The 24263-nt window shown below is 42.3% G+C and carries 26 protein-coding genes and 1 pseudogene; 20 read left to right on the plus strand and 7 right to left on the minus strand.

Annotated features, from left to right (window positions below):
* Positions 1–258 precede the first annotated feature (258 nt).
* A complete protein-coding gene (locus MHB82_RS07050; protein WP_217989997.1) occupies positions 259–429 on the plus strand; it encodes a hypothetical protein in 171 nt (56 codons plus the stop codon).
* 576 nt (positions 430–1005) lie between these two features.
* Here MHB82_RS07050 and MHB82_RS07055 read toward each other — a convergent pair.
* Both MHB82_RS07055 and MHB82_RS07060 read right to left on the minus strand, forming a co-directional pair.
* The gene (locus MHB82_RS07055) at positions 1006–1185 is read right to left on the minus strand and encodes an H-type small acid-soluble spore protein (RefSeq protein ID WP_110821305.1); all 180 of its coding nucleotides are present in this window, start codon (positions 1183–1185) and stop codon (positions 1006–1008) included.
* A gap of 11 nt (positions 1186–1196) precedes the next feature.
* Positions 1197–1367 (minus strand): hypothetical protein, encoded by a 171-nt coding sequence (locus tag MHB82_RS07060; protein WP_176476120.1) that lies wholly within the window; start codon positions 1365–1367, stop codon positions 1197–1199.
* Positions 1368–1700: 333 nt separating this feature from the next.
* Here MHB82_RS07060 and MHB82_RS07065 point away from each other — a divergent pair, with 333 nt between their 5' ends.
* The 3 genes from MHB82_RS07065 (at position 1701) to MHB82_RS07075 (ending at position 3591) form a co-directional block, all read left to right on the plus strand.
* A complete protein-coding gene (locus MHB82_RS07065) occupies positions 1701–2390 on the plus strand; it encodes a glycosyltransferase (protein WP_095360549.1) in 690 nt (229 codons plus the stop codon).
* 102 nt (positions 2391–2492) lie between these two features.
* A complete protein-coding gene (locus MHB82_RS07070) occupies positions 2493–3263 on the plus strand; it encodes a hypothetical protein (protein ID WP_341174246.1) in 771 nt (256 codons plus the stop codon).
* 208 nt (positions 3264–3471) lie between these two features.
* Positions 3472–3591, plus strand: coding sequence for a GrpB family protein (locus MHB82_RS07075; protein ID WP_255247997.1), 120 nt, complete (start codon positions 3472–3474; stop codon positions 3589–3591).
* A gap of 281 nt (positions 3592–3872) precedes the next feature.
* Here MHB82_RS07075 and MHB82_RS07080 read toward each other — a convergent pair whose 3' ends face one another.
* Together MHB82_RS07080 and MHB82_RS07085 are read right to left on the minus strand one after the other, a co-directional pair.
* Positions 3873–4313 carry a leucine-rich repeat domain-containing protein gene (locus MHB82_RS07080; RefSeq protein ID WP_341174247.1) on the minus strand — a complete coding sequence of 147 codons (441 nt, stop codon included), beginning with the start codon at positions 4311–4313 and terminating at the stop codon, positions 3873–3875.
* 32 nt (positions 4314–4345) lie between these two features.
* Positions 4346–4666 (minus strand): hypothetical protein, encoded by a 321-nt coding sequence (locus MHB82_RS07085; RefSeq protein WP_341174248.1) that lies wholly within the window; start codon positions 4664–4666, stop codon positions 4346–4348.
* A 270-nt stretch (positions 4667–4936) separates the two neighbouring features.
* Between MHB82_RS07085 and MHB82_RS07090 the strand changes: the two genes are divergently transcribed.
* The 10 genes from MHB82_RS07090 (at position 4937) to MHB82_RS07135 (ending at position 16632) form a co-directional block, all read left to right on the plus strand.
* Complete coding sequence (locus tag MHB82_RS07090) at positions 4937–5398, plus strand: GNAT family N-acetyltransferase (protein ID WP_341174249.1); 462 nt, start codon at positions 4937–4939, stop codon at positions 5396–5398.
* 294 nt (positions 5399–5692) lie between these two features.
* Positions 5693–6472 carry an alpha/beta hydrolase gene (locus tag MHB82_RS07095; RefSeq protein WP_341174250.1) on the plus strand — a complete coding sequence of 260 codons (780 nt, stop codon included), beginning with the start codon at positions 5693–5695 and terminating at the stop codon, positions 6470–6472.
* A gap of 353 nt (positions 6473–6825) precedes the next feature.
* Positions 6826–8241 (plus strand): MFS transporter, encoded by a 1416-nt coding sequence (locus MHB82_RS07100; protein WP_341174251.1) that lies wholly within the window; start codon positions 6826–6828, stop codon positions 8239–8241.
* Positions 8242–8388: 147 nt separating this feature from the next.
* Positions 8389–9057 (plus strand): transaldolase family protein, encoded by a 669-nt coding sequence (locus MHB82_RS07105; protein WP_337033869.1) that lies wholly within the window; start codon positions 8389–8391, stop codon positions 9055–9057.
* A 113-nt stretch (positions 9058–9170) separates the two neighbouring features.
* Positions 9171–9842, plus strand: a complete 672-nt coding sequence (locus MHB82_RS07110) for a DUF4867 family protein (protein ID WP_341174252.1) — start codon at positions 9171–9173, stop codon at positions 9840–9842.
* Positions 9843–9878: 36 nt separating this feature from the next.
* A complete protein-coding gene (locus tag MHB82_RS07115; RefSeq protein WP_341174253.1) occupies positions 9879–11915 on the plus strand; it encodes an alpha-glucosidase in 2037 nt (678 codons plus the stop codon).
* 114 nt (positions 11916–12029) lie between these two features.
* Complete coding sequence (gene sftI, locus MHB82_RS07120) at positions 12030–13379, plus strand: sulfoquinovose isomerase (RefSeq protein WP_341174254.1); 1350 nt, start codon at positions 12030–12032, stop codon at positions 13377–13379.
* A gap of 88 nt (positions 13380–13467) precedes the next feature.
* On the plus strand, positions 13468–14196 hold the full coding sequence (locus MHB82_RS07125) for a GntR family transcriptional regulator (protein WP_341174255.1): 729 nt from the start codon (positions 13468–13470) through the stop codon (positions 14194–14196).
* A 20-nt stretch (positions 14197–14216) separates the two neighbouring features.
* The gene (locus MHB82_RS07130) at positions 14217–15650 is read left to right on the plus strand and encodes an aldehyde dehydrogenase family protein (RefSeq protein ID WP_341174256.1); all 1434 of its coding nucleotides are present in this window, start codon (positions 14217–14219) and stop codon (positions 15648–15650) included.
* A gap of 79 nt (positions 15651–15729) precedes the next feature.
* A complete protein-coding gene (locus tag MHB82_RS07135; RefSeq protein ID WP_341174257.1) occupies positions 15730–16632 on the plus strand; it encodes an AEC family transporter in 903 nt (300 codons plus the stop codon).
* A 333-nt stretch (positions 16633–16965) separates the two neighbouring features.
* Here the strand turns inward: MHB82_RS07135 and MHB82_RS07140 are convergent, their stop codons facing one another.
* Positions 16966–17517, minus strand: coding sequence for a TetR/AcrR family transcriptional regulator (locus tag MHB82_RS07140; RefSeq protein ID WP_341174258.1), 552 nt, complete (start codon positions 17515–17517; stop codon positions 16966–16968).
* Positions 17518–17665: 148 nt separating this feature from the next.
* Here MHB82_RS07140 and MHB82_RS07145 point away from each other — a divergent pair, with 148 nt between their 5' ends.
* From MHB82_RS07145 to MHB82_RS07155, 3 genes are all read left to right on the plus strand, one after another.
* Complete coding sequence (locus tag MHB82_RS07145; RefSeq protein WP_341174259.1) at positions 17666–18583, plus strand: ketopantoate reductase family protein; 918 nt, start codon at positions 17666–17668, stop codon at positions 18581–18583.
* Between the two features lie 106 nt (positions 18584–18689).
* Positions 18690–19358, plus strand: a complete 669-nt coding sequence (locus MHB82_RS07150; RefSeq protein ID WP_110821298.1) for a Type 1 glutamine amidotransferase-like domain-containing protein — start codon at positions 18690–18692, stop codon at positions 19356–19358.
* A 208-nt stretch (positions 19359–19566) separates the two neighbouring features.
* The gene (locus MHB82_RS07155; RefSeq protein WP_341174260.1) at positions 19567–19929 is read left to right on the plus strand and encodes a VOC family protein; all 363 of its coding nucleotides are present in this window, start codon (positions 19567–19569) and stop codon (positions 19927–19929) included.
* Positions 19930–19983: 54 nt separating this feature from the next.
* Here MHB82_RS07155 and MHB82_RS07160 read toward each other — a convergent pair whose 3' ends face one another.
* Positions 19984–20427: an Rrf2 family transcriptional regulator gene (locus MHB82_RS07160; protein ID WP_341176601.1), complete on the minus strand. Its 444-nt coding sequence runs from the start codon at positions 20425–20427 to the stop codon at positions 19984–19986.
* Between the two features lie 291 nt (positions 20428–20718).
* Between MHB82_RS07160 and pyrH the strand changes: the two genes are divergently transcribed.
* The 3 genes and pseudogenes from pyrH to MHB82_RS07175 form a co-directional block, all read left to right on the plus strand.
* Positions 20719–21456 carry a UMP kinase gene (pyrH, locus tag MHB82_RS07165; protein WP_341174261.1) on the plus strand — a complete coding sequence of 246 codons (738 nt, stop codon included), beginning with the start codon at positions 20719–20721 and terminating at the stop codon, positions 21454–21456.
* A gap of 169 nt (positions 21457–21625) precedes the next feature.
* Complete coding sequence (locus MHB82_RS07170; RefSeq protein WP_341174262.1) at positions 21626–22591, plus strand: quinone oxidoreductase family protein; 966 nt, start codon at positions 21626–21628, stop codon at positions 22589–22591.
* A gap of 176 nt (positions 22592–22767) precedes the next feature.
* A pseudogene (locus MHB82_RS07175) lies at positions 22768–22878 on the plus strand (TetR/AcrR family transcriptional regulator); the annotation flags it as partial.
* 87 nt (positions 22879–22965) lie between these two features.
* Here the strand turns inward: MHB82_RS07175 and MHB82_RS07180 are convergent.
* Complete coding sequence (locus tag MHB82_RS07180; RefSeq protein ID WP_341174263.1) at positions 22966–24162, minus strand: MFS transporter; 1197 nt, start codon at positions 24160–24162, stop codon at positions 22966–22968.
* Positions 24163–24263: the final 101 nt, after the last annotated feature.

Here is a 24263-nt window from a genome sequence, read left to right on the forward strand (position 1 = left end):
AAAGAATGTCTAGTGACAGGGGAGTGAATATTCATTTGTAACACACGGGTTCATTGAAATAACCCGTATCTAAGCGTGAAATATAATATGCCCAAGACTAGACCAAGTACAACGAACACATTGTTCTTCCACGCGTTATTACTTTCCAGTTGAAATTCCATTGTTCCAAACGAAGTATTTTAAAGCCAAGGAAGTCCGTTGAGAAAGCCCAAAGGATAGCTGCTGAGAACAAGAAGGCTGCTCGCCGCTTTGACCGTCTTGCTTCAGGGTCCTTTTCTAATAGGTAGGAGGCGAAATAAGGCAGCAGCCCAGAATAAAGTAGAAGCCGTCCCACCAGCGAAAGCGGCTGATTACAAAGCTGTACAGAAGTCCGTTCAGCAGATGGTGGGCCGAGCAGACAAGCTGCGGGTATGGTTAGAGCAATACTAATGAGAACTGCGTTTTTTCTCTTGCGGATAACACCGAACCATATCCCGCTTATGCAAAAAACATAAGCAAACAAGTAAAACGGTTATGGCCGCAATGCTGGCTGTATAAAGAAGGCTGCTTAAGAGTGGGGTCAGCAAATTCTTGCAAAGCAGATAAGGAACGATCGTTAAATGGATGGAAAAGGAAAAAAATCCATGCCACCGCATAGCAAAGAAAGACCTAACCAGAAGTTTTTGCGAAAATGCTGTGACATCATCATGATGCCTAGCAGCCATAGGGAAGCGAATCATTTTCCCTAAACATCAAGTCGATAGGGAGATCGTTTAAGGGATGACAGATTTTTATCCTCCACAGTAGTAGGTTCCTACAAAGTTAAACGTGAAGAAGAAGTATGTTCTTCTTATAATAGACTATGAATAGCACAATATAAAAATCGATGCCTTCACATTCATTTTATTTATGAAATAAATTTATCTGATGTTTTGTAAACCGGAGCTTAAACGCTCCGGTTTTATTGTACACCAATAAGTTTTAAGGGGGTGTTGAAAGGTGATAGCGTTACTAATCCGTCGCATTCTAAGGATACTCAGTCAGACTGGACAAAGGAACGGTCATTTCCTGCTCCGAGTTTCCGATCGGATAGATTCGAGCCGTTTCATCCTCATTCACATGCTGGATTACGATAGGGGCATCCTGGTAAGTTACATTTTTCATAATGGCCGATTCCGAAATTTCAATCGCTCTTTGTTTGTTCATGAGAATTCTCCTTATTCTGAAAGCTTTTTCGATTGATCAAGATGACGGTGCGTGGCTTTTTTAATTTCTTGGTCGAGTTTCGATTGTCCTTGAATTTCTGCAGCCGCCTCCATCTGATGATTCAGCTGCTGTTCGATTTGTCCGATTCCATGCGCCTCTTGTTGCTGTTTGCTCTTAGCCAAAACGATCCCTCCATGGTTGTAATAAGATCTTTATAATCTCTGTATCACTACATTGCACCAAACGGTAGGAGCTTATGCAAAAGTTTTTCATGTACTGTGATTTAAATACCACGGTGTTACATTGGATATGAGAATCTTCCTAACATGTACAGAAAGAGAGAGCCGATTGGAAAGTAGGTGCAGGGGTATTTACGCCATACTTCATCAAGATCGGTTCAAGTGTCCGTTACGTCTTGTTTAGTTTTTCATAACTTATAGAGTGGCAGAATTGGATGAAGACAGTAAGTTCATTTAGACAGGAAGGGTTGCAAGATTTTAAGAGGAGGCGGAAATATGACTAGAAAAGTCGTGATTGAGATTAACTTCAACAACTACGGTTTTGACCCGCAGCGTCTGACGAGGGAATGGTTGGAGCGGAGAATGGACATTTTTCGCAGATATACGCTGAACTGTCTCAAGGCACAGACGAATCAGGATTTCCTGACCGTAGTAAAGCTCTCGAAGGAATCAGGAGAGTTGATGCAGGAAATTTTGGCAGAGCAGGAACCATTACCGGCCAATATCCGTTTCGGTACGCATATCGAGAGTGTTCGCGCCATACTCTCCTTTGCTGAAGGATATGAAGATATCTATATTGCCAGACTGGATTCGGATGACCTGTACCACAGAACGTTTGTCCAGCAGCTTTATAGCGTGCAGCCAAAGCCAGAGACGATGGCACTAATCAACCAGAACGGGTATCTGTGGGACAGCGTCAATAATGAGATGGCACCGACGTTCCATCGTTCACCGCAGTTCTATGTGTATCTGTATAAAACGGAGCAATACGCCTCAGGATACCGCGTCAAGTTACCGGGCAGAGGCACCCATGGGAATGTCATCGATCTGCCACATGAGTTGCTGGCTCCACGCAATTATATCAATGTCGTTCATTCTAGTAATACCTCGGTAAAAAAGGTTCCACTTAAAGATCGGCTGAATGGAAGCGAGATTGAACAGGTTTTACGGGAATTCATGATCTGACCAAATGTGTGTTTGATTGAATTCAAAGTGAGCGGAAATATCCGCTCTCCACATCCTAGACCATTCTAGATCATTCCTGAACATCAAAGGAGGGCTAAGCGCGTGTCTAAGGAAAAAAAACTCATTGTAGAAATGCTCTTTAATAACTGGGGAGCGACAGCGGATCGACTGACCATGCGATGGATAGAATACAGAATAGATATATTTATGAAATATGCACTCAAAAGCCTACTCCTTCAATCTTCTCAGGATTTTACCTGCTATGTGCTGTATGATCCGAAGTCAGAGAAGCTTATAAATGAGATACTAAAAAAGTATCCTTCCCTGCCTTCCAATATCTGTTTCGTAACACCTAAAGATTACCAGTCTCATATCAACCGAGATATTGAAAAGTTCAAGTATTTGTACCGCGTGTATCTGTCCAGTGACGATATGTATCACCAAGATTTTATCAAAAAGCTGCACGCCTATAAAGCTCACAAAGATACGGTTGCCTTAATACCGCAATACGGTTACATCTACGACTCGGTACAAAAGCGGCTGGGAAAATTTTTTTTCTGGCTTCCCAGCTACGGTGTAACTATTATCAAAGTGGAAGAGTATCTGAGAGGACAAGCGGCCCGTTATTCCTGGCGCGATGCATTTAAGGTTCCCAGGGAATTCATTCATATCAACGAACCAATTTGGATTAATCATATTCATGGACAGAACACAGGTACAACTTTTGCCAATGCACTGACCTGGAAAATAGCAAATGTTCATGATGCTTGTACGTTGGAGCCTTGGAATAACAATAAACAACCTAAAGCTGCTTTCGGCCCTGAGATCACAGAGCCAAATGAGATCGAACAGATCCTGAACCGCTTTTTCTAACTCTGCGCTCCATATTTTCCTTGACTGTTCGGTTGTTGTAGCTTTTGCCAAGAGCTTGGCTCCATTGCTGAAAAGGAGAAGAACATTATGTCACTGTCTATTTATGATCCCTGTTACATTAAGCTAATGGGGACAAAGTCATACTATAATTACATTAATCATATATTATAAAAAGGGAATCTAACTTATTTGAATAGGGTTGTTGATTGTGGGTAATAGGCTTTTGACTGAGCATATCCAGCATGTAGGCAGCACCGCACTTCCAGGCACTTTAACAAAGGGTGACCTTGATATACAAGTGCAAATTCCAAAGACCCACAGAGTTTAAAAGTTTGTCATTGAGCTAACAGGAAACGTTAGCTCAAGAAAGAAGAGAAGTCATCAAAGTGATTATCCGTGTTTTCAACTAGCGGACCGACAATAGGAGTGATAGCATCCTACCTTGATTGAAGAGGCAGTGAAGAGATGCAATAACGAGTGGAAATACGCTCGTGTGATTTAAGTTTATTTTTGCTATGCACAAAGAAGGTCGTTAATATATAACGGCCTTCTTTGTGCTGTATCAAGAGAAGGTTATCTAACTTTCACTAATGAATTTCTCAAACGAATTTATTTTGATTCATCTGCTTCATTGATCTCCAGGCTTACAATGACTCCGTTCTTCTCTAAATTTTTTACGACCTGCTCCGCATGCTCATTCAGCGGGTTATTGCCCAGATATACCTCGGTTAAATGAGGCATGGTTTCAAGCACAGCAATATCCTGAATGAGGTTATTTTGTAGATATAGATATTGTAAAGTTGGATGGTTCTTTAATGGTGTCAAATCCTGAATCCGATTATGGTCCATAATGATCCATTCAAGATTCGTCTTCTGAAGTGGGCTTAAGTCCGATACCTGATTCCCGCTGGCAAGCAAACTTGTAAGATTGCGTAAGTTTTTCAAAGGTTCTAGACTTCTTATTTGGTTATCGCTAATCAATAAACTTTCCAAATTGCGTAATCCTGAAAGAGGAGATAGATCTGTAATTTGATTTCCGTCTAAAGCCAATAGGTTTATTTTTGTCAGCTTGGAGAGTGGTTTTATATTTTAATTTTATGGCCAGGTAGGACTAATTCCACTACGTTAACTGCATATTCAAGTCCTTGCAGACTTGAAATCTTACGCCCTGCATCCATTGCATATAGGGATTTTAATTTTTTTAAATGGCTTGCTTTCAGTTCTTTTTTACCCGATAGCTTCAAATCTGTTCGAATGACTTGTGCCAAAACGGGATCCTTAACGAGTGGAGCTGCCAAAATGGTTGTTGTTGGTATTACTAAAAACATCAAACACAATACGATTAAACTTTTTACAAATGGATTAGGCAAAGTAAACTCCTTAAAATTAGTATCTGGATTCATTCCCTGATTTCAGTAATCTCAACTATGTATGATTCATGGCGCTCCCCTTATATGGTTTTAATAATAAAAATATACCATGATCTGGAACATATTACCTTGTTATATTAACATAATAATAGCTAGAATCCATTGTACAAAAATAAGTGAGTTTGCAGATATCTATTGGAGGATGTTTCAATTTGAGCGGCTGCCGGTTGAACTAACGGGCAGGTTAGTTGAAGGTGTGATAAAATAAATTTGAATATATTTACAATAATAGGGGGCTGTATGATGCTAGTTCGTTTGGCCACGTTGAAGGATATACCTCAGCTTGTACAAATGCGTTGGGATTTTTCAGAAGAGGAGCATGCTAATAATGTTGTTACATTTGAGGAATTTAACCAGATTTGTAGTGAGTTTTTGCTAAAATCAATTCGAAGCGGAGACTGGTATATTTGGGTTGCAGAAATTAGTGGAAGTATTGTCTCACATATGTATCTGCAGTTAATACATAAGGTACCGCGTCCAGGAAAATCTCCAGATCCTTATTACGGTTACGTTACTAATGTTTATACTCATCCGGATTTCAGAAACTTAGGTATCGGGTCAAAAATCCATAAAGCTATGGAAAATTGGTCAAAAGAGAATGAGGTCGAGTTTCTCATACTTTGGCCAAGTAGCGAGAGCGTAGACTTCTATTCAAGAAATGGTTTTTCTCAATGTGAAGAAGCGCTAGAAAAGCACTGGGACTGAGCAGCAGGTATTTGATCTTAAACGTTTATGCTAATGGGAATGGTACGTTGTGGTATCCTTAAACTTAATTGGCACCCCTATACCTTAGGGTAATCAATTGTCCGTAGAGCCACAAGACAGAAAAACTCGAATTATGAAATGAAAATTTGTCGGATTTGTTGTATATAAATATGAAAGCGCTTCCCTTAAAATGAAATCAAGCATACGACTGAGAGGCAACGCTAACAACCGGCATTGACCGAACGGAAAAGGAATGTGGTTGTTTAAATAATTTGAATGTGAGGAGAATGTACAATGGCCATGATTCGATGCAATTATTTCTCGGAAACGTTAGGACTCAGCACGTCAATGACCGTTATTGTCCCTCAGGCTACCAAGGGGCAAATCGGGATGAAAGGCGTCGCTACCCGGGAACGGCATCCCGTCCTCTGGCTGCTGCATGGCGGCTCTGATGACGATACGATTTGGATGAGACGTACATCGATTGAACGCTATGTTTCCGAGCTGGGCCTTGCTGTCGTGATGCCTCAAGTCCATTTAAGCTTCTACACGGATATGGTGTACGGAGGTAAGTACGGCACCTTCCTGATGGAAGAGCTGCCCCAGATTGCCCGGTCCTTGTTTCCGCTATCAGACGCTCGCGAGGAAAATTACGTTGCTGGTTTATCGATGGGAGGTTACGGCGCATTCAAATGGGCGCTAAGCAAACCTGATATGTTTGCCGCTGCAGCTGGACTTTCGACGGGTAATTTCCCGTTTTGGAGCTCGGGGCCGGACGGCGAGTTTCCTCCGTTTCTGCGTCTTGCTTTCGGAGACGGACCACATGCAGGAACGGATAACGATCTTTATCATCTGATTCAATCCAATGATCCCACAGCTGGACCAAAACCTGCGTTTTACCAAGCTTGCGGTACGAATGATTTCCTGTACGATCTAAATATTGATCTGAAGGAAGCGTTTGAGCGTTCTTCACTGGATTACACTTACGCTGAAGAGCCAGGTGTACACGATTGGGCCTTCTGGGATAAAACGATTCAAGACGTGTTGAAATGGCTTCCTTTAGATCGTGTATGACATGTACTGTGACCTATCCAAAGTAGAAATGATGATCATTGAACTAACGGGAAACGTTAACTCTATACAATTAAGAAAGCAGCAGATCAATGTGATCGGCTGCTTTTTGTTCACCTACCGGGCAGGATCCTATATACTCCAGTCATCTCAATAACAGCTGAGAAATAAAAATTAGTTGCAAATAAAGGTAACTACTTTTCCTTTAAAGATAACTATGTTATAATCCAAACAAACCTAAAACCAATTCATTTTTTGAAAGGGGATGGAACGCTAGAACGATCAATTATGAAAGCGATTTTTTTTAATGGTAATTGGTAGCGCATTCATTGTATGAACAGAAAGGGAGAATTTCCATGAAAACAGATCTTGCTACTTCAGGTCAGACGGTAACAAGTGCGCCGATCGAGACAAAGCCGAAGAAATTAACGCTCAAGGAAAAGATCGCATACGGTATGGGGGATGTCGGTAACAACTTCATGTTCGATTTAGGGCAGATTTACCTTCTTAAATTCTACACGGATGCCCTTGGTCTACCGTCTGCAACAGCTGGACTTATCTTCTTGATTACCAAGATCTGGGACGCTTTCGCGGATATCACGGTCGGAACATGGGTGGATAATCGGAAAAAAATCGGACCAAGAGGTAAATTCAGACCATTTATTCTGTACACGGCGATTCCGCTTGCTCTAGTCACTGTCGTAAGCTTCATGAATCCGGATTTCACCTTAACAGGGAAAATGATCTGGGCTTACGCGACCTATATGTTATTCGGTACGGTATATAGTATTTCTAACATACCATACGGTTCCATGGTACCCGCAATGACCAAAGATCCGGTAGAGAGAGCGCAGCTGGCGTCCTTCCGCCAAGCAGGTTCAAATTTGGGTCTCTTAATTACTACGGTTGGTTTTATGCCGATTGTCCTGATGTTCGATAGCCAGTCCACGGGGTACTTGGTTGGAGTTGTTATTTTTTCCATTATCGGAGTGCTGTTCCAACTGTACTGTTATGCCAACGTGAAAGAACGATTTGTTTATGAGAAGCCTAACCAAGAGAAGAAGATTAATTTGATTGATAGCTACAAAGGATTATTTAAAAACGCACCACTTTTAATTCTTTGCCTGGTGAATTTATTTACGTTTTCTGCTTTTAACGTGAAGCTCGCTGTTCAAATCTATTATGCACAGTACGTTCTTCAAGATGTTTCTATTATTCCGTATATGGGCTTTTTCAGTATCGGATGTGTATTTATCGGTGTTGCCCTTGTACCAAGTCTCGTTAAAAAAATCGGTAAAAAAAATACTTATATTCTAGGCTGTGCAATATGGGCAGTTGGGGACGGACTCGCCTTTTTCTTTGCGAATAATGCGACAATATTTATTATTATGGCTTGCTTTGCTTTCTTTGGAAGTTCCTTCGTGAACAGCCTTAACTGGGCGCTCGTATCCGATGCTGTTGAGTACGGAGAGTGGAAGACAGGTACACGTTCAGAGGGTGTTGTCTATTCGTTCTTTACATTTTGCCGTAAACTCTCGCAAGCGCTTGCAGGATTTATTCCCGGGGTAGTCCTTGGAATCGTAGGTTATGTGCCTAACGTGGTACAGAGCAGTGAAGCCATTGCGGGTATTCGTGGACTGATGTTTATCTACCCAGGTGTGCTGGCTCTTGCTACGATTATCGTTATGGCCTGGTTCTATAAACTGTCTGAAGATAAGTATAAACAGATTGTGTTGGATCTGAATGAACGGAGAAAAGAGGCGTCGGTCTAAAGGTCAGATTGAATGTTAATGACGAAAACATTTATTTTAAACACACCCCTTGAAAAATGAGTGGCATTTACTTATGATGATATAAAGGTTACTATCTATTAATAAAGATAACTATGTATATGACATTAATTTTAGGAGGAATTGGATATGAAATATTTTTTGGACAGTGCTATTCTGGATGAGATCCGTTATGCATATGAGAATTGGGCTATTGATGGGGTGACAACCAACCCTCGCCACGTTATGAATAGCGGCAAACCTTTAACTACATTGCTGGATGAATTCGCTTCGGAATTCAGAGGCGTTAAACACTTTCCGATTTCGGTGGAAATCAATCCTCACCTCGATGATGCAAAAATCATGGTAGAGGAAGGCAGAAAACTTGCCAAGATGTCCGACAATTTTGTTGTTAAAATTCCTTGCATTGAATCCGGTCTCATTGCAGCAAAAGAACTTGAAAAAGAGGGGATTAAAACGAATGTAACTCTAGTATTCTCTCCCTCGCAAGCGCTTCAACCTGCAAGAGTCGGCGCAAGTTTCGTATCACCATTTGTTGGATGGAAAGAAAATAGCGGTGATGACACTACGCAATACATTCAAGATATCGCAGACATCTACAAGACGTATAAGTTTGATACCGAAATCATTGTGGCAGCTCTTCGTAACGGTAAACAAATTGTCGATGCCGCCAAAGCCGGTGCAGATATTGTAACTTGTGGCTTCGACGTATTCAGAGAAAGCTTCCATCATGCATTCACAACCTATGGATTGGATAAATTCCGTAATGCTTGGGATCAAACCAAGACTGAAGAATAAGTGCTCTAAAAAAGGTATAGATGTTCCATTCTGAGTGCCTCCAAGTCCAAGTCATGCATCTGCAGTGCTGGAGGCAGCTTTTACCACCATTGTAAAGGGGGGAGAGAGTGATCTTGACTGTATATGAACGGCTTCGGCAAAAGAACAAACATCTTTCTTTTTATCATGTTCAGGATACAGCTTTTCTGGAATACGGGAATATCATTGAAGGTTATTCGTTTGATGAATTACTGCCATACATGAACAGCCTGCAGATTCCTCAAGATCAGAATGAGTACGTGGCGTCAGTTCCCGAGATGGAACAATCAAAGGTCAAAACACAGCTTGAGTCATCATTCTACGGAGAAATATCTATCCAAATCGGATATTGTAATGGTGCCAATTCGACGCTGAATGGGCTGGAATATCACAAAAGCAGCGAGATCAATGTTGCTGTAACCGATATGGTTCTTTTACTCGGGAAGGTTCAAGATATCAAAAACAACACGTATGATTCAGCTCAAGCTGTTGCATTCTATGTCCCTCAAGGTACGGCTATTGAATTATATGGTACTACGCTGCATTTTGGTCCATGTAAGGTCGAAGAGGAAGGGTTCAAAACCGTTGTCATTTTACCGGCGGGCACAAATGAGCCCTTAAATCATACGTGCGAAAAGCATAGAGATGAAGATCAACTCCTGTTTATGAAAAATAAATGGCTGCTTGTCCATCCTGAGCGGGAAGTGCTCGTTCGCCGAGGGGCTCATGTGGGCATTGAAGGCGAGAACATTCGTATATATACCTAGATTCGTAAACGGTTTCAAATGGAAGGAGAGAATTTGATGTCAAGTATCAGCATGTCAAAAGGGTTGGAAGTTTCCGCGCCCAATCAAGGCTTTGAAGTTCATTTTAACGGAGTCCTGCTCCTGCAGCATACGATCGAGCAGCCTGCATTTTATATAGGGTACGGAGAAGAAAGCATTGATATGTATCGGGGAAATTTTAACATCAAGGACTATGTCTCCGAGCGTGTGGCTCTGCGTTATACCCAAGTTCAGGAAGAGAATGGGGAATATCGCATCGATTTTCGTGGACATGAACAGGGCGAGCGCGTTCTTTCCCTTCAGGTCAAGGTCGAGAGTGAACGTTTGAAGCTTGAGTATACGAAGCATGACACCAAAACCAATCGTTTCTGGGTTCGTATAGCTGCTGATCCGACGGAGAAAGTGTATGGTTGCGGTGAACAATTATCTCACTTCAATATGAGAGGCAAAAATTTCCCGCTGTGGACGTCTGAGCCTGGAGTAGGTCGGAACAAAAATAGTTATATCACCTGGCAAGCGGATGTTAAAGACAAGGCAGGCGGGGACTATTACAATACGAATTTCCCGCAGCCTACGTACGTTTCCACCCAAAAGTACTACTGTCACACGGAAACAACAGCTTACGCCGATTTTGACTTCCGTAATGATTCTTTTCATGAGCTTCAGGTATGGGAAGTGCCGCAGTACATGCTGTTTGAAACTGCCGAGACTTATCTTGGTTTGGTCGAGAAGATCACAGCGCTATTTGGCAGACAACCTGAACTGCCAGACTGGGTATATAACGGAGTTATTCTTGGAATCCAAGGCGGTACCCATGTTGTAGAAGAGAAACTGGCTAAAGCCGAAGAAAAAGGGATTAAAGTGGCAGGTGTATGGTGCCAGGACTGGCAAGGCAAGCGAATTACATCTTTCGGTAAACGATTAATGTGGAATTGGGCATGGAATCCACAGGAATATCCAGAGCTCGATACGAAAATTCTGGAGTGGAAAAGCAAGGGAATCCGTTTCCTCGGATACATCAATCCTTATGTTGCTGTTGAGGGTGAATTATACAAAGAAGCGGACCAAAAAGGGTATCTCGCACGGAATCAAGAAGGCGGAACGTACCTCGTCGATTTTGGAGAGTTTTATTGTGGGGTTGTAGACTTCACAAACGAACAGGCAACCGAATGGTACAAGCAAGTGATCAAAGACAATATGATTGATTTTGGACTTGACGGGTGGATGGCTGACTTCGGAGAGTATTTGCCGACAGATGTTGTACTCAGCGACGGTAGTGATCCGAAACTCATGCATAATGCCTGGCCAACGATGTGGGCGAAAACCAATTATGATGCTGTCTCTGAAGCAGGCAAACTCGGTGAAATTGTGTATTTCATGCGTGCAGGCTACACCGGCGTTCAGAAATATTCCACCATGCTGTGGGGCGGAGATCAGAGTGTGGATTGGTCGCTTGACGATGGTCTTGCTTCGGTCATTCCGGCAGCATTGTCCTCAGGCATGATAGGATGTGGACTGCATCACAGTGATATTGGGGGATACACCAGTCTGCATGGCAATAAACGTTCCAAGGAATTACTGATGAGATGGGCCGATATGGGCGCTTTTACACCGATGATGCGTACGCATGAAGCCAATCGCCCCGATGATTGTTTCCAATATGACGGAGATGAAGAAACGCTGGAGCACTTTGCAAGAATGTCGAATATTTTTGTAACACTTGCTCCGTATACGAAGTCTCTTGTCAAAGAAAATGCTGAACGCGGGATACCCGTACAACGCCCGTTATTCATGCATTATGAGAACGATCCGAAGACGTATGATATCCAATATCAATATTTGTTCGGTAAGGATATGCTAGTCGCTCCTGTTCATCAAGAAGCTCAGACCAAATGGGAACTTTATCTGCCAGAAGATGAGTGGATTCATCTATGGACTGGGAAAGAATACAGAGGCGGGACGGTAACTGTTGCTGCTCCTATAGGTCAACCTCCTGTTTTCTATCGCAAGGATTCCATGTGGAAAGATCTTTTTAGAACAGTAGGACAATTGTAATCTAGCTTTTTTTCACTTCGAAAAGTAATTACCTCGTGCAAAGGTAACGATGTATGATATTATGATAGTTACCAATGCTCGAGGTGGTTCTATTAGGGAGGCATAGGTAATTCCATGACACAGACCACTATTTTGTATGTACCTATTGGACGATTAACATTCGATATGGAAATAGCGGAAACCTACTATAGAGAAAGTTTGGATTGGCTGACGAAGGTATATGGAGATGGGGTTATTGCCCCGAAGCAGATCCTGACCTCGCCAGAATATTTGAAGGACTTTTTAGAAACGGTGAAAGATCAGGAGATCGATACCATCCTTTATCAGAGCGTTACTTTTGCCGATGGAGAATTCATGGTCCAAATCTTGGATTATTTCCGTGAGCCCGTGATTGTATGGTCGGTCCGTGAACCGAGTGTAGGAGGGCGCTTGCGCTTAAACTCACTCACGGGAGGAAATAGCACAAGTAACGTGCTGCGTAATCATAACCATCCGTTTGCATTTGTGCTTGGAAATCCGGATGAGCAGGCTCTTCAGACCCGTTTGATCAAAGAAATAAACGTCATGAAGGTCATAAAAGCCTTGAGTAAAATGAAAATAGGTGTTGTTGGTGACTATCCCCCAGGTTTCTTTTTCTCGGATGCGAGTGAACCTGAACTTAAAAAGGCTCTTGGCGTTTCTTTGCAGAAGTTCGATCTGCAACGGGCATTCGATGAATGTGTACATCTTCCCGAAGAAGAATGGACTCCTGAAATTGATCGAGCAGAACAGCAAGTGATTGGACTCAACCGCAAGGATGAGACGGTCAAGAAGTTTGCTCAGTTCTCCACGTATATCAAAAAGCAAATTGAACATGAGGAAATCAGTGCCCTTGCGATGCGCTGTTGGCCCGATTTCTTTAATGAACTAGGAGCAGCACCATGCTCTACACTCTCTCAATTTACGGAGGATGGGTTGGTAACCTCATGTGAGTCGGATATTCACGGTTCCATATCCATGTTTATTTTAAGAGAACTCTCTGGAGGCAAAGCACCGTATTTGGGTGATCTTGTTCATGTGAATGAAGATTCCAATTCGGTTGTGTTCTGGCACTGTGGGGCTGGTGCCTATTCTCTCGCTAACCCGGCTACAGGGGCTACAGCTGGTGTACATCCGAATCGAAAAATAGGTTTTGCCATGGATTTTGGATTAAAAGCAGGAGAAGTGACTATCTTTAGAGTAAGTCATACTCCAGAAGGATATCGCCTTTTAGTTCTTAGAGGAGAGGCACTAGATGTGGAGCAGCCCTTTTCAGGTACTTCAGTTGAAGTCGCTCTACAAACAGATGTAACGGAAACTCTCTACGAGATGATGCATGCAGGTTATGAACCTCACTTCGCTCTCGTATATGGAGATGTTGCAGATGAACTGGTTGAATTAGGTCGTATGCTGCGTATGGAGACCAAACTATACGCTGCAACGTGAACTAGAGAGAAAAGGGCCTCTTATTTGCTAACTGGTGTTGGATCCGAGAATTGAAAGATCCCAAGAAAGCAAAAGGAGTTTGATATTGTTGAAGAACGTTCCTAATAAGCAGGCTGCTCTGTACTTACAAGTAAAAGAAGTTCTTATCCAAAGAATTCAGGATAAGATCTGGACCCCAGGTAACCTGATACCGACAGAGCAGGAGTTAATGCAAGAGTTTGATGTGAGCCGTACAACACTTCGCCAGGCCATCAATCTGCTTGTTCAAGATGGTTTGCTGGAGAAAACGCAAGGCAGAGGAACCGTTGTCAAGGCACAGCCTCTTTTCGGAGGAAGTTTAGGCAGATTAAAAGGTCTCGCTGAAGAAGCGACCGAACGAGGATTGACATCCAATTCCAGATTGTTACGAGTCGGTTTTATGAGTCATCTATACTATGAAACTTCGATGCTTGAGCTGGAGGAAGGGGAAGAGATTCTCGTTATTGAACGGATTCGTTTTACGGATGAGACTCCGATCGCCCTTGAGCGTTCGTGCTGGCCAGCTTCGATAGGAAAGATCTTGGAGAAGGTTGATTTAAATGATGCCAAATTTTATGAGATTCTTGAAAATAACGGAGTTAATCTAAAACGAGCTAAGGATAAGGTATCCGCCATTAATGCGACCTTATATGAAGCCGACTTACTGGGTATTCGTGGTGGCGAAGCTTTGCTGGAAATGCAAAGACTGAGTTTTGGTTACGACGATAAGCCACTTGAATTTACAACGACGAAATTCCGCAGCGACAAATATCATTATGATATTGAGCTTACACGATAATGCTCGGAGGAGTGATCTGAATGGTGAACGAAGTAGAAGTGAAAACATACGGACTATACATTAACAGTGAGTGGGTAACCACTGCAGAAACGATGACGGTGCAAAATAAATACACCCAAGAACCTGCTGCTAAAGTTGCTGTAGCGACACAAGCACATGTTGAGCAGGCAGTGAAATTGGCAAAAGAAGCATTGAAAGAGCCCTTTGCTCCTTATGAGCGCTATAAAGTATTGATGAAAGCAGCTGAATTGCTGCTCGCAAGAAAAGAGCAATTTGCTGACGTTTTGGCCGCAGAAGTTGGCAAACCCATTCGAGAATCCCGCGGTGAAGTTGAGCGTGCAGCACAAACGCTGCAGGTATCTGCTGAAGAAGCGAAGCGAATTCAGGGGGAAGGTGTTCCGGTAGAAGCCGCCCCTGGTTCTGAGAATCGAATGGCTTTTACCGTCAAAGTCCCTGTTGGTGTGATCGCAGCCATTACTCCATTTAATGTACCGATGAATCTCGTATGCCATAAGATTGGCCCTGCGCTTGCAGCGGGTAACAGCGTAGTATTAAAACCGGCAGAAGTAACCCCGATATGTGCCCTGATGCTGGCAGAATTATTGCAAGAAGCGGGTCTTCCCGATGGACGTTTGCATGTACTGACAGGCGATGGAGCACAAATAGGCGATTGGTTGCTGCAAAATGAAGATGTCAACATGTTTACTTTTACAGGAAGCCCTCGTGTCGGAGAATTAATACGATCCAAGGCAGGACTCCGCAAAGTGGCACTTGAACTAGGGAATAACTCCGCCACTGTCGTTCATCAAGATGCTGATCTGGACAAAGCCGCAGCACTGATCTCACAGAAAAGTTTTAATAATGCAGGTCAGGTGTGTATTTCAGTACAGCGGATCTACGTGCATGAACATATCTATGAATCTTTTCTTGCCAAATTGATTGAGAATACGAAGAACATCGTGGTAGGGAACCCGGTGGATGAGAAGACGGATGTTGGCCCCATGATTCGCCTCAGTGAAGCGGAACGGGTAGAAGCTTGGGTAAAGGAAGCCGTAGAACAAGGAGCACATATTGAGATTGGTGGCAAACGTGAAGGTGCTGTTTATTATCCTACCATTTTGAGCAACGTTGTCGATGATATGAAAGTGTGCAGACAGGAAGTCTTTGGACCCGTTGTTGCTGTTGCTGCTTACTCTAGTGAAGATGAAGTCATTGCACGTGTGAATGATTCCGATTATGGTCTGCAGGCAGGTTTGTTCACTAATGACCTGAACTTCGCCATGAAGGCAGCACGTGAAATTGAAGTAGGCGGTCTTATGGTGAATGATGCTTCTGCATACCGTGTAGATCATATGCCATATGGCGGAGTCAAGAAAAGTGGTACGGGTAAAGAAGGCCCTAAATATGCAATCGAGGAAATGACAGAGGAACGGATCATCGTCTTTAATCTGTAAATGATAGATACCCAGCCTAGAGGCAACTTTTGTTTCTAGGTTTTTTTATATGCAATTAACTTAAATGTAGGTGAATGAAATGCAATTTCTATCGATACTCCTCCCTATATTCGGAATCTTTGCGATCGGTTATGTAGGACAGAAGAAAATAGGATTTGAAACGAAAAATATATCAAAAATGGCGTTATATCTAATGTCTCCGGTACTGGTATTCCGCACGTTCTATACGACAGATTTTAATATGGATTACTTGTATCTTACGATTTATACGTTTGCCTTGTGCTTTTTCTTAATCCTGGTTGTGTATCTGCTCGCATATGTTCAAAAGTATTCGATGAAAGAAACATGTGGCCTTATTCTGAGTTCTTCCTTCATGAACAACGGTAATTATGGAACTCCTGTTGTGCTGTTGTTATTCGGAGCGGCCGGGCTGGATGCAGCTATCGTTTTAATGGTCATTCAGCAGATTGTGATGTGTACAGTGGGTGTATATTATGCTGCCAAAGGAAGTCCGGAGGGAGATGGGATCGGCTCTGCAATACGAGCAGTTAAGCGGATGCCCATTGTATACGGAGGAATTATGGGGGCCTTGTTTCAATTGTTACACATTCCGCTGAGCAGTGCTGTGTTAGAGGCGGTTAGTTTGGTTGCGGATGCTGCCATTCCTACCATCATGATTGTGCTAGGCATGCAGCTTGCGAATATATCTCTCAAGAATATGAAGGAAGCAAGACTGGGTTATACTTTGCTGGTTAAGCTTATGATCTCCCCGTTTATTGCATATCTCTTCACCTTAGTACTTCCAGTGGATCCAATGGTCAAACAGATCATGATTATTATGGCGGCCATGCCGACTGCAGCGAATACGACAATGTACGCCCTCCAATATGGCACGGAACCTGAATTTGTCTCGGGTGCCACGTTGATTAGTACACTTGCAAGCCTTGTTACTCTTCCTATTATTTTTACACTTGTTTTGTGATATTTCAGAAGAAGGGGAAGAGACAGGGGATTGGCCTCGCCAAAATTAACAATTCAATATAGCCAACGAAAAGTCGTTTTCACAGCGACTTTTTGTTGGTAGAACAAGATATTTAACGGTTGTGGATAAGTAAAGGCGGGTCTAATTAAATTTATCAGGCAGCCAATCAATCTGAATGGCTGCCTATACCCCAGTAAGTATCTGTAATTCATTAATATGATCAGGAAAGAAAGCGAGATAAACGAGCATGGACATTCTGTGCAGACAAGGATGAAATGACAGATGATGGGGGATATGACCCGATGAAGTGTTACCTAATCTAGATGATTTGACCTATTCATTAGAATAGGACGTAACCCCCTTTGAATAGAGGTTGTCCACTAACTTGAAAAACTCTTCTGAAGATAAATCCTTTTGTCGCTGGAGCCAAAGACGAAATAAGGAAAGGGAGGTTGACAGGTAAAACTCAATCAAGTATGGCGTTAAGGAAGGATTTTGCGGAACATTTAATTCCAACTGATTGAGAGTGATTTCTTTTTTTAAGCGTTTTAAAAATCGGGGACTTCCATAATCACCTAAAAGGGCATTGAGAACCAATAGATGTTCTTTTTTGTCCAGACAAAGGAGCGCATCTTGAACTGTATGCATCGATAGCTTTTTTTTCGCCAATTCTTCTTTTATGTCGTTCAATAAGTCATTTTCAAGAGCATCTAACAATTCGTAAATATCAGTAAAGTATTGATAAAAGGTGCTGCGGTTATATCCTGATTTATTCGCGATTTCCTGAACTGAAATTTTCTCGATTGGTTTTTGGCTATATAACTCACAAAAAACGTCAACAAAGGTTTGTCTTGTTTTCTCTGTGATTTGGGGCTGCTTTTTCATGTTTTCCTCCTACTAGCGTCTAAGAATATCATCCGACAAATCATAAAAAACTGATGGTTGATCAATGAATATTGAAAATTTATAATCACATCATACAACATGTTGTCGGATGATTAAATAAGAATTGGTAAACGGTAGGAGTGGTTTAATGTCAAATAAACAAGATCGAATTTTAATTTTTGGTGCAGGTGTTATAGGGAGCATGTACGCAATGAAGCTTATAGAAGCTGGGTTTGACGTAACCCTATTTGCACGTGCTAATAGATATGATTCATTAAGAGAAAATGGCCTGCGATATAAGGAAAAAGGTACAGTTCGATCGATAAAAGTGAATGTCATTGATACACTCGAAAACGACGATGTATACGATTTTATTTTCGTAACCGTTCGTTATGATCGGTCCGAATCAGCGTTGTTAACGCTAAAAGATAATCAAAGCAAAAATATAGTTACGATGATTAGTAATTCAATGGGATTTTCTTCATGGCTGGATATCGTAGGAGATAGGCTTTTACCCGCTTTTCCGGGCTTCGGTGGACAGATTAAAGATGGAGTATTGCATGCTCGATTTCTACCCAAGAATATAGCGGCAGCTGCATTCGGAGAAATTAATGGTCTAGTGACAGAACGCATAGAAAAGCTCGCAATCATATTTAAAACAGCAAAGCTTCCCTACGATATTAAAAAGGATATGCAAGCGTATCTAATCACACACGCGGTATCAGACATTGCCATGTTGAGCGTTTTGCAATCCGAGAATAAGATAATGGACCAAGAAACAGTCAAAACCAGAAATGCGGCTCGCCAAATAACAGTCATTTTAAAAGCGCATCTAGAGGCAATACAAAAAGCTGGGGTTTCCATTGATCCACCAATGCTAAAAATGGTGCTTAAATTTCCAAACTTATTACTGGATCTTTTCTTTATGACATGGCTGCGAACTAAAATGGTTAGAGATATGATGTTGCCGGATTATGCGAATCATGCTAACAATGAGATGGTGCAGCTGCGTAATGATTTAATAAAATTTTTAAGTCAAAATCGTATCAAATCGGAAATGGGTTAACGACAAATCAGAGTACAACTTGTTACGCTTACGGAAAGGACAGGATAGCCATTTTATCGAACTATAGATGGGGAACTATGAAGGTCAAGTGACTAGGAGTGAGGGTATGAAATTATTACTGACATCTGCAGGCGTTAATAATCAAAGCATACATGACGCGTTAGTTGGCATGTTGGACAAGCCGATTGCTGACTCCAATGCCCTGTGCATTCCCACGGCGATGTACGGACATCCCTGGGTTGGCCCTGGCGTGAAAACCTGGGAGTTTATCAGCGGGAAATCCGAGAACCCCATGGTCGACCTCGGCTGGAAGTCAGTAGGCGTGCTGGAGCTCACCGCACTGCCAAGTATCTGTAGAGACCACTGGGAGCCCCTGGTCCGGGAGACAGATGTCTTGCTGGTGTCGGGTGGCGATGCTCTCTTCCTATACCATTGGATGCGGCAATCCGGACTCGCAGAACTCTTGCCTTCACTGAAGGCCGTTTATGTGGGAATGAGCGCCGGCAGTATGGTGATGGCACCTAAGATCGGGGAATACTTTGTGGGGTGGACTTCACCTACCGGTGGCGATGAAACGCTGGGACTGGTTGATTTTGCAATTTTCCCGCATCTTGATCACGTCATGCTGCCAGATAACACTATGGCTGCAGCTGAGAGCTGGGCCGCTGAGATTCAAGGGCCGGCATATGCAATCGATGATCAGACCGCCATCAAGGTGATCGATGGGGCAGTGGAAGTGGTTTCCGAAGGGAATTGGAGGCATTTTACGCTCTAAGATTCCTCACTGCTGAGGTAACGGGATACAATAATTCAATATTACCAAGAAAGCAGCCGATCTACGTGATCGGCTGCTTTTGTTCTGTTAACGGGCATTCTAGGAGGTCGATCCTTTTTGAAAGCTTGACAGTGTCAAAATGTTTATATATAACTAAAATAGTTATAACCAATATGGTTATATATAAAAATGAAAACTGGAGGTTAACATGAAAATCATAAATCATTTTATACCCGTTTTTACCGAACAACTAGAATTAACTGTTATATATTATGAATCTCTTGCTAACCGATCTATGGATCGCACGTGGAATATTCCCGAGGCTGGCTTATCTTTAGCCACAGTATATCCTTACGTCATTGTATCTGGAAGTGCAGAGGCCTTGGAGCCTGCTAGATCACTCCGTGCAGTGGTGTATGTTGATTCCATGAACGAATTGAAGGCAGAATTAAAAAAACAAAATACCCTTATCGTAAGAGATCAGCATGGTCCCATTGGCCCAAGCGTTTTTGTTCAGCATCCTGATGGTAGTTTTATTGAATATGTTGAGCCTGCGCAAGCTTCTGTATGACCGGGTGCAAAATCATTAAATGTAAAATAAAGCTACTCCATCAGAGGAGTAGCTTTATTTTGCATTTGCCTTTATCCGTAGTTGCTCTACAATCTGAGCTAGGGTAACAGAAGCTAGTTCATGCTCCATAGCCTTCTGTGCATTGGAGAATTGGGGTAATAGAATGGATTCAATGTTCATTCCTACAGAACAATTGGGGTCCGTATCCTTGTGAATTTTGAAAAGCTGATTTCCATCCACAGATTCGACGGCTTGGGAGATATTCAGTAGGGTTAATCTTTCAGGAGAGATCAGAAGAGAGGCACCCGCAACTCCTGGTTTTGTATCAATATAACCTGCTTTTTTGAGCTGGGCCATAATCCTTCGAATGACTACAGGGTTACTATTGATGCTGCGGGCAATTCGATCGCCTGTACTATATAGGGGGTCCAGCGAGATCATGGAAAGAATATGGACTGCCATCGAAAAACGACTACTTATTTGTTTCAACCTACTCACCTTCTTTGCTAAATAGTATAGTTTCATTTAAAGAACAGGTCAATCGACGGCATCATCAGCAGGTAAACAGGTGGGTCAAAGATCAACTCCAAACACATTACCATTTTCATCATTGCAATTTACATTCACGTAATGTAAAATCACTTGATGGAAAAAACATGAAGGGGTGGGAGTATGAGGTGGACACGGCAGACTTACATTCAGTCGACTTGCGTAATTTCATATTTCCATTCCATTAGAACACTAAAGCATTTATTGCTTTAGTGTTTTTATTTTATGGGGGTGTAATCATTGTCAAGGTACAAAAGGATACTGGTTAAGCTAAGTGGTGGAGCAGTAGCAGGAAACTCTGAATTTGGTTTTGAGCCAGAAAGGTTAGACCATATTGCGGATGAAATTATGTCAGTGGTAAACTTAGGCGTTGAAGTCTCGTTAGTTATAGGTGGGGGTAACATTTTCAGAGGGAATATGGCGGAAAGCTGGGGGATAGAACGGGCTGAAGCTGATAACATTGGTACGCTTGCGACTGTAGTAAATAGTTTAATGCTTCGTGGAGTTCTTAAAGCCAAGACCCAAAGGGAAGTACGAGTAATGACGGCAATACCTACTACTTCAGTTGCAGAACCATACATCCGTCTAAGAGCAATCCACCATCTAGAAAAAGGCTATATTGTAATTTTTGCAGGGGGAAACGGTCAACCTTTCGTTACAACAGACTATCCTTCAGTACAAAGAGCCATCGAGGTTAATTGTGACGCTTTATTAGTTGCAAAGCAAGGTGTTGATGGTGTTCTTAATGCAGACCCTAAATTGGAGAAGGATGCAAGGAAATTTCGCTCGTTTCATTACAACGATGTTTTAAAACACAACTTAAAAGTAATGGACCAATCCGCTTTCATTTTAGCAAGAGACTACAATCTTCCAATGCATGTGTTTAATTTCGATAAACCAGGTTCGATGAAAGAAATTTGCGAAGGTAAGAATAACGGTACGATAATTAGTGGCGAATCAGTTTTAGAGGTGGAATAACCGAACTTCTGTCCGAGGGAGCACTTTTGTGCTCCCTAGATTTCGTAATAAACTTGCTGTTATAGACAGCGGGTGAACCGTATCATAAGCAGGGGCAAGTTTTTGAGTAAATAAAAGAAGCTCGTTTCATTCAGAGCTCTTGAAAAATATATAAGAGGAGGCCATTCATTTGAAAGCACTTGTATTTAATAAATTCGGAGGACCCGAAGTACTAGAATATCTTGAAATTTCGGATCCAGTTATCGGGCCTGACGAAATATTAGTAAGGATGAAAGCCATCGGATTGAATTTTGCAGATATTTATAGAAGGAAAGGGAACTATCATCTTACTGGGAACTCCCCGTTTATTTTAGGTTATGAAGGGGCAGGAGTCGTTGAAAAAACGGGAGCTAATGTCCAAGGAATCAGCGTTGGCGACCCTATTGCATTTGCAGATGTCCCCCATGCTAACGCAGAAAAAGTGGCTGTTCCTATAGAAAAGGCAATTCCTCTTCCAGAGACCATTTCATTTGAAAAGGCAGCTTCTGTTTTATTGCAAGGGTTGACTGCCCACTATCTAACAAAAGATAGTTATGCGGTTAAGGATAATGATGTAATTCTAGTTCATGCCGCAGCAGGGGGCGTTGGACAGTTGCTTGTTCAAATGGCAAAGCTCTTCGGTGGGAGGGTCATTGGTTTAACCTCCTCGATGGAGAAGGCGTCGGCAGTTAAGAACTCTGGAGGGAATCAGGTTTTTTTGTACTCGGATGATTGGAAGAGAAAAGTCATGGAGGAGACAAACGGAAAAGGTGTGGATGTGGTCTATGACTCAGTAGGCTCCACGCTCGAGGATAGTTTTGCAGCCACTCGTATTGGGGGGACGGTTGTATTTTATGGAATAGCAGGGGGAGACCCTGCTCCAGTTGACCCAAGGATGTTGATGGATACGTCAAAAACTTTGACTGGTGGCGATCTTTGGAATTTCCTTACTTCCCGCGAGGAACGGGCAACCCGTTCAGCCGAGTTGTTCCGCTGGATCGAAGAGGGGAAAATCACGGTATCCGAGCCTACGGTATTTGCACTCCGAGATGGAAGAAAAGCGCATCAATTTCTGGAAAGCCGCAAAAGCACGGGGAAAATCTTATTAAGACCATAAAAATTGTATGAATCTAACCAAGACTCAAGTAGGGCAGATTATCCCTTTGTATCTGGCCAAAGAAAAATGCCCCTCCACCTTGTCGGTGAAGGGGGCTGCGACTGCAAGACACTGCTGCAGCATCTCCTCTAATTCCAGTTCAATCTGTTAGAGAATTTTGGAAATTGAATGATAGGTGGATTATCCGTTCGATGCCATATCCTCCGCCCGTCATGGTTGAACAATTTTGGAATTTGCTAAACCGACGTGTCGAAGGATACGAATATCATTCCGTGGGAAGCCGCTAATTTGGCGGCTTTTTTGTATGAATGAAGGCCTGCAAATGAATGAAGAATTTTCTTAGTCAAGCAGCTCCATTTAAAAATCGCGTTAGATTAATAATGAGTAGATCTTTTCCCTTTCTTGGAGCGGAATGCATTCACGGTAAGCGGCAGAGAAGCCAGAAGCATGACTGCCCCAAAAATATAAGGAAGGTTAATATTTGAATCAAATAAAGAACCTGCAATAAGCGGGCCAAATATGGTACCAAGACTGGAATATGTGGTATTCAGACCAGATGCATACCCTTGTCGATCTCCTGCGTTTTTGGATATTAGCGTGCTGACGGAAGGCCGCAAAAAAGAATTAAATGCAAAGAATAACGCAGAAGCGAATAAAAGAAAAGCAAGGTTAACTTTAATCAACATTAACATTAAAGCAATAGGCGCAATAATCAAAGATAGTCTAATTAACTTGATCTCACCCATCCTTTTCACAAACCAATCAAGCAACCAAACTTGAATAACTATACCGATTATTGCCCCTAGGGTAATAATGATAGAGATTGTAGCAGCATCAAATCCGTATTTTTTCTCTACGAAAAGGGCAAATACCGTCTCATAACTCATGAGACCGAAGGTCATAACGAGAAGCAGAAGTAAGTACTTGAAATAGGGAACTTTAAAGGAACTCAAAACTTTTTTTCCAAAGTGATTTCCATCCGGATTGCGTAAAGAGCGCGTTCTTTTTTCAGGTGCAAGTGTCTCGGGCAATAGGAGTGTTAGCAGCGTAGCGACCAATCCAAGACCAGCTGCACAGAAATAAGGCATACGTATGCCCATTTCGGCAATGAGACCACCAAGACCGGGTCCAAGTACCATTCCCAAATTCATGGCTGCTCCAAAATACCCCATACCCTTAGCTCGTGTTTCGTGGGTTGTAATATCGGCCACATAGGCCAAGTTCGATGGGATCATTAAACCTAAGCTGATTCCACCAATAAAGCGAGCAACATAAAGCAGAGGCAATGAAGTCGAAAGCGCAAATATGACATCAGAAACGACAGAAAGGAACATGCCGGCCATGATTAACTTTTTGCGTCCAAATCGATCAGATAATTGTCCTCCCAGAGGTGAAAATAAGAATTGAGCTGCACCAAATGCAGCGACTAGAAAACCAGCGACAGTTCCGCCTGCATGGAATAGCTTCAAATAATCAGGCAATATTGGAATAAGCATTCCTTGACCCAATAAAGCTATAAATAGATTTAACATGAGAATGAAGAGTGGGAAGCGAACCGACTTTGGTAACATAAAATGAGCTCCTTTGTTTACATTGTGTCAACCTTTACGCGATGTAAACAATTCTAATACGCAGGTGTGGGATTTGTAAATCGCATTATATAAAAATATCT

Origin of the sequence: Paenibacillus sp. FSL K6-2862 (genome assembly GCF_038005125.1) — a bacterium.
Lineage (GTDB): Bacteria > Bacillota > Bacilli > Paenibacillales > Paenibacillaceae > Paenibacillus > Paenibacillus illinoisensis_A.

Coding starts and splice junctions, on each gene's coding strand:
- MHB82_RS07055 (WP_110821305.1), bottom strand. CDS start 1,185: ATGAACAAACAAAGAGCGATTGAAATTTCGGAATCGGCCATTATGAAA.
- MHB82_RS07065 (WP_095360549.1), top strand. CDS start 1,701: ATGACTAGAAAAGTCGTGATTGAGATTAACTTCAACAACTACGGTTTT.
- MHB82_RS07085 (WP_341174248.1), bottom strand. CDS start 4,666: ATGAATCCAGATACTAATTTTAAGGAGTTTACTTTGCCTAATCCATTT.
- MHB82_RS07090 (WP_341174249.1), top strand. CDS start 4,937: ATGCTAGTTCGTTTGGCCACGTTGAAGGATATACCTCAGCTTGTACAA.
- MHB82_RS07095 (WP_341174250.1), top strand. CDS start 5,693: ATGGCCATGATTCGATGCAATTATTTCTCGGAAACGTTAGGACTCAGC.
- MHB82_RS07100 (WP_341174251.1), top strand. CDS start 6,826: ATGAAAACAGATCTTGCTACTTCAGGTCAGACGGTAACAAGTGCGCCG.
- MHB82_RS07105 (WP_337033869.1), top strand. CDS start 8,389: ATGAAATATTTTTTGGACAGTGCTATTCTGGATGAGATCCGTTATGCA.
- MHB82_RS07115 (WP_341174253.1), top strand. CDS start 9,879: ATGTCAAGTATCAGCATGTCAAAAGGGTTGGAAGTTTCCGCGCCCAAT.
- sftI (WP_341174254.1), top strand. CDS start 12,030: ATGACACAGACCACTATTTTGTATGTACCTATTGGACGATTAACATTC.
- MHB82_RS07130 (WP_341174256.1), top strand. CDS start 14,217: ATGGTGAACGAAGTAGAAGTGAAAACATACGGACTATACATTAACAGT.
- MHB82_RS07135 (WP_341174257.1), top strand. CDS start 15,730: ATGCAATTTCTATCGATACTCCTCCCTATATTCGGAATCTTTGCGATC.
- MHB82_RS07140 (WP_341174258.1), bottom strand. CDS start 17,517: ATGAAAAAGCAGCCCCAAATCACAGAGAAAACAAGACAAACCTTTGTT.
- MHB82_RS07145 (WP_341174259.1), top strand. CDS start 17,666: ATGTCAAATAAACAAGATCGAATTTTAATTTTTGGTGCAGGTGTTATA.
- MHB82_RS07150 (WP_110821298.1), top strand. CDS start 18,690: ATGAAATTATTACTGACATCTGCAGGCGTTAATAATCAAAGCATACAT.
- MHB82_RS07155 (WP_341174260.1), top strand. CDS start 19,567: ATGAAAATCATAAATCATTTTATACCCGTTTTTACCGAACAACTAGAA.
- MHB82_RS07180 (WP_341174263.1), bottom strand. CDS start 24,162: ATGTTACCAAAGTCGGTTCGCTTCCCACTCTTCATTCTCATGTTAAAT.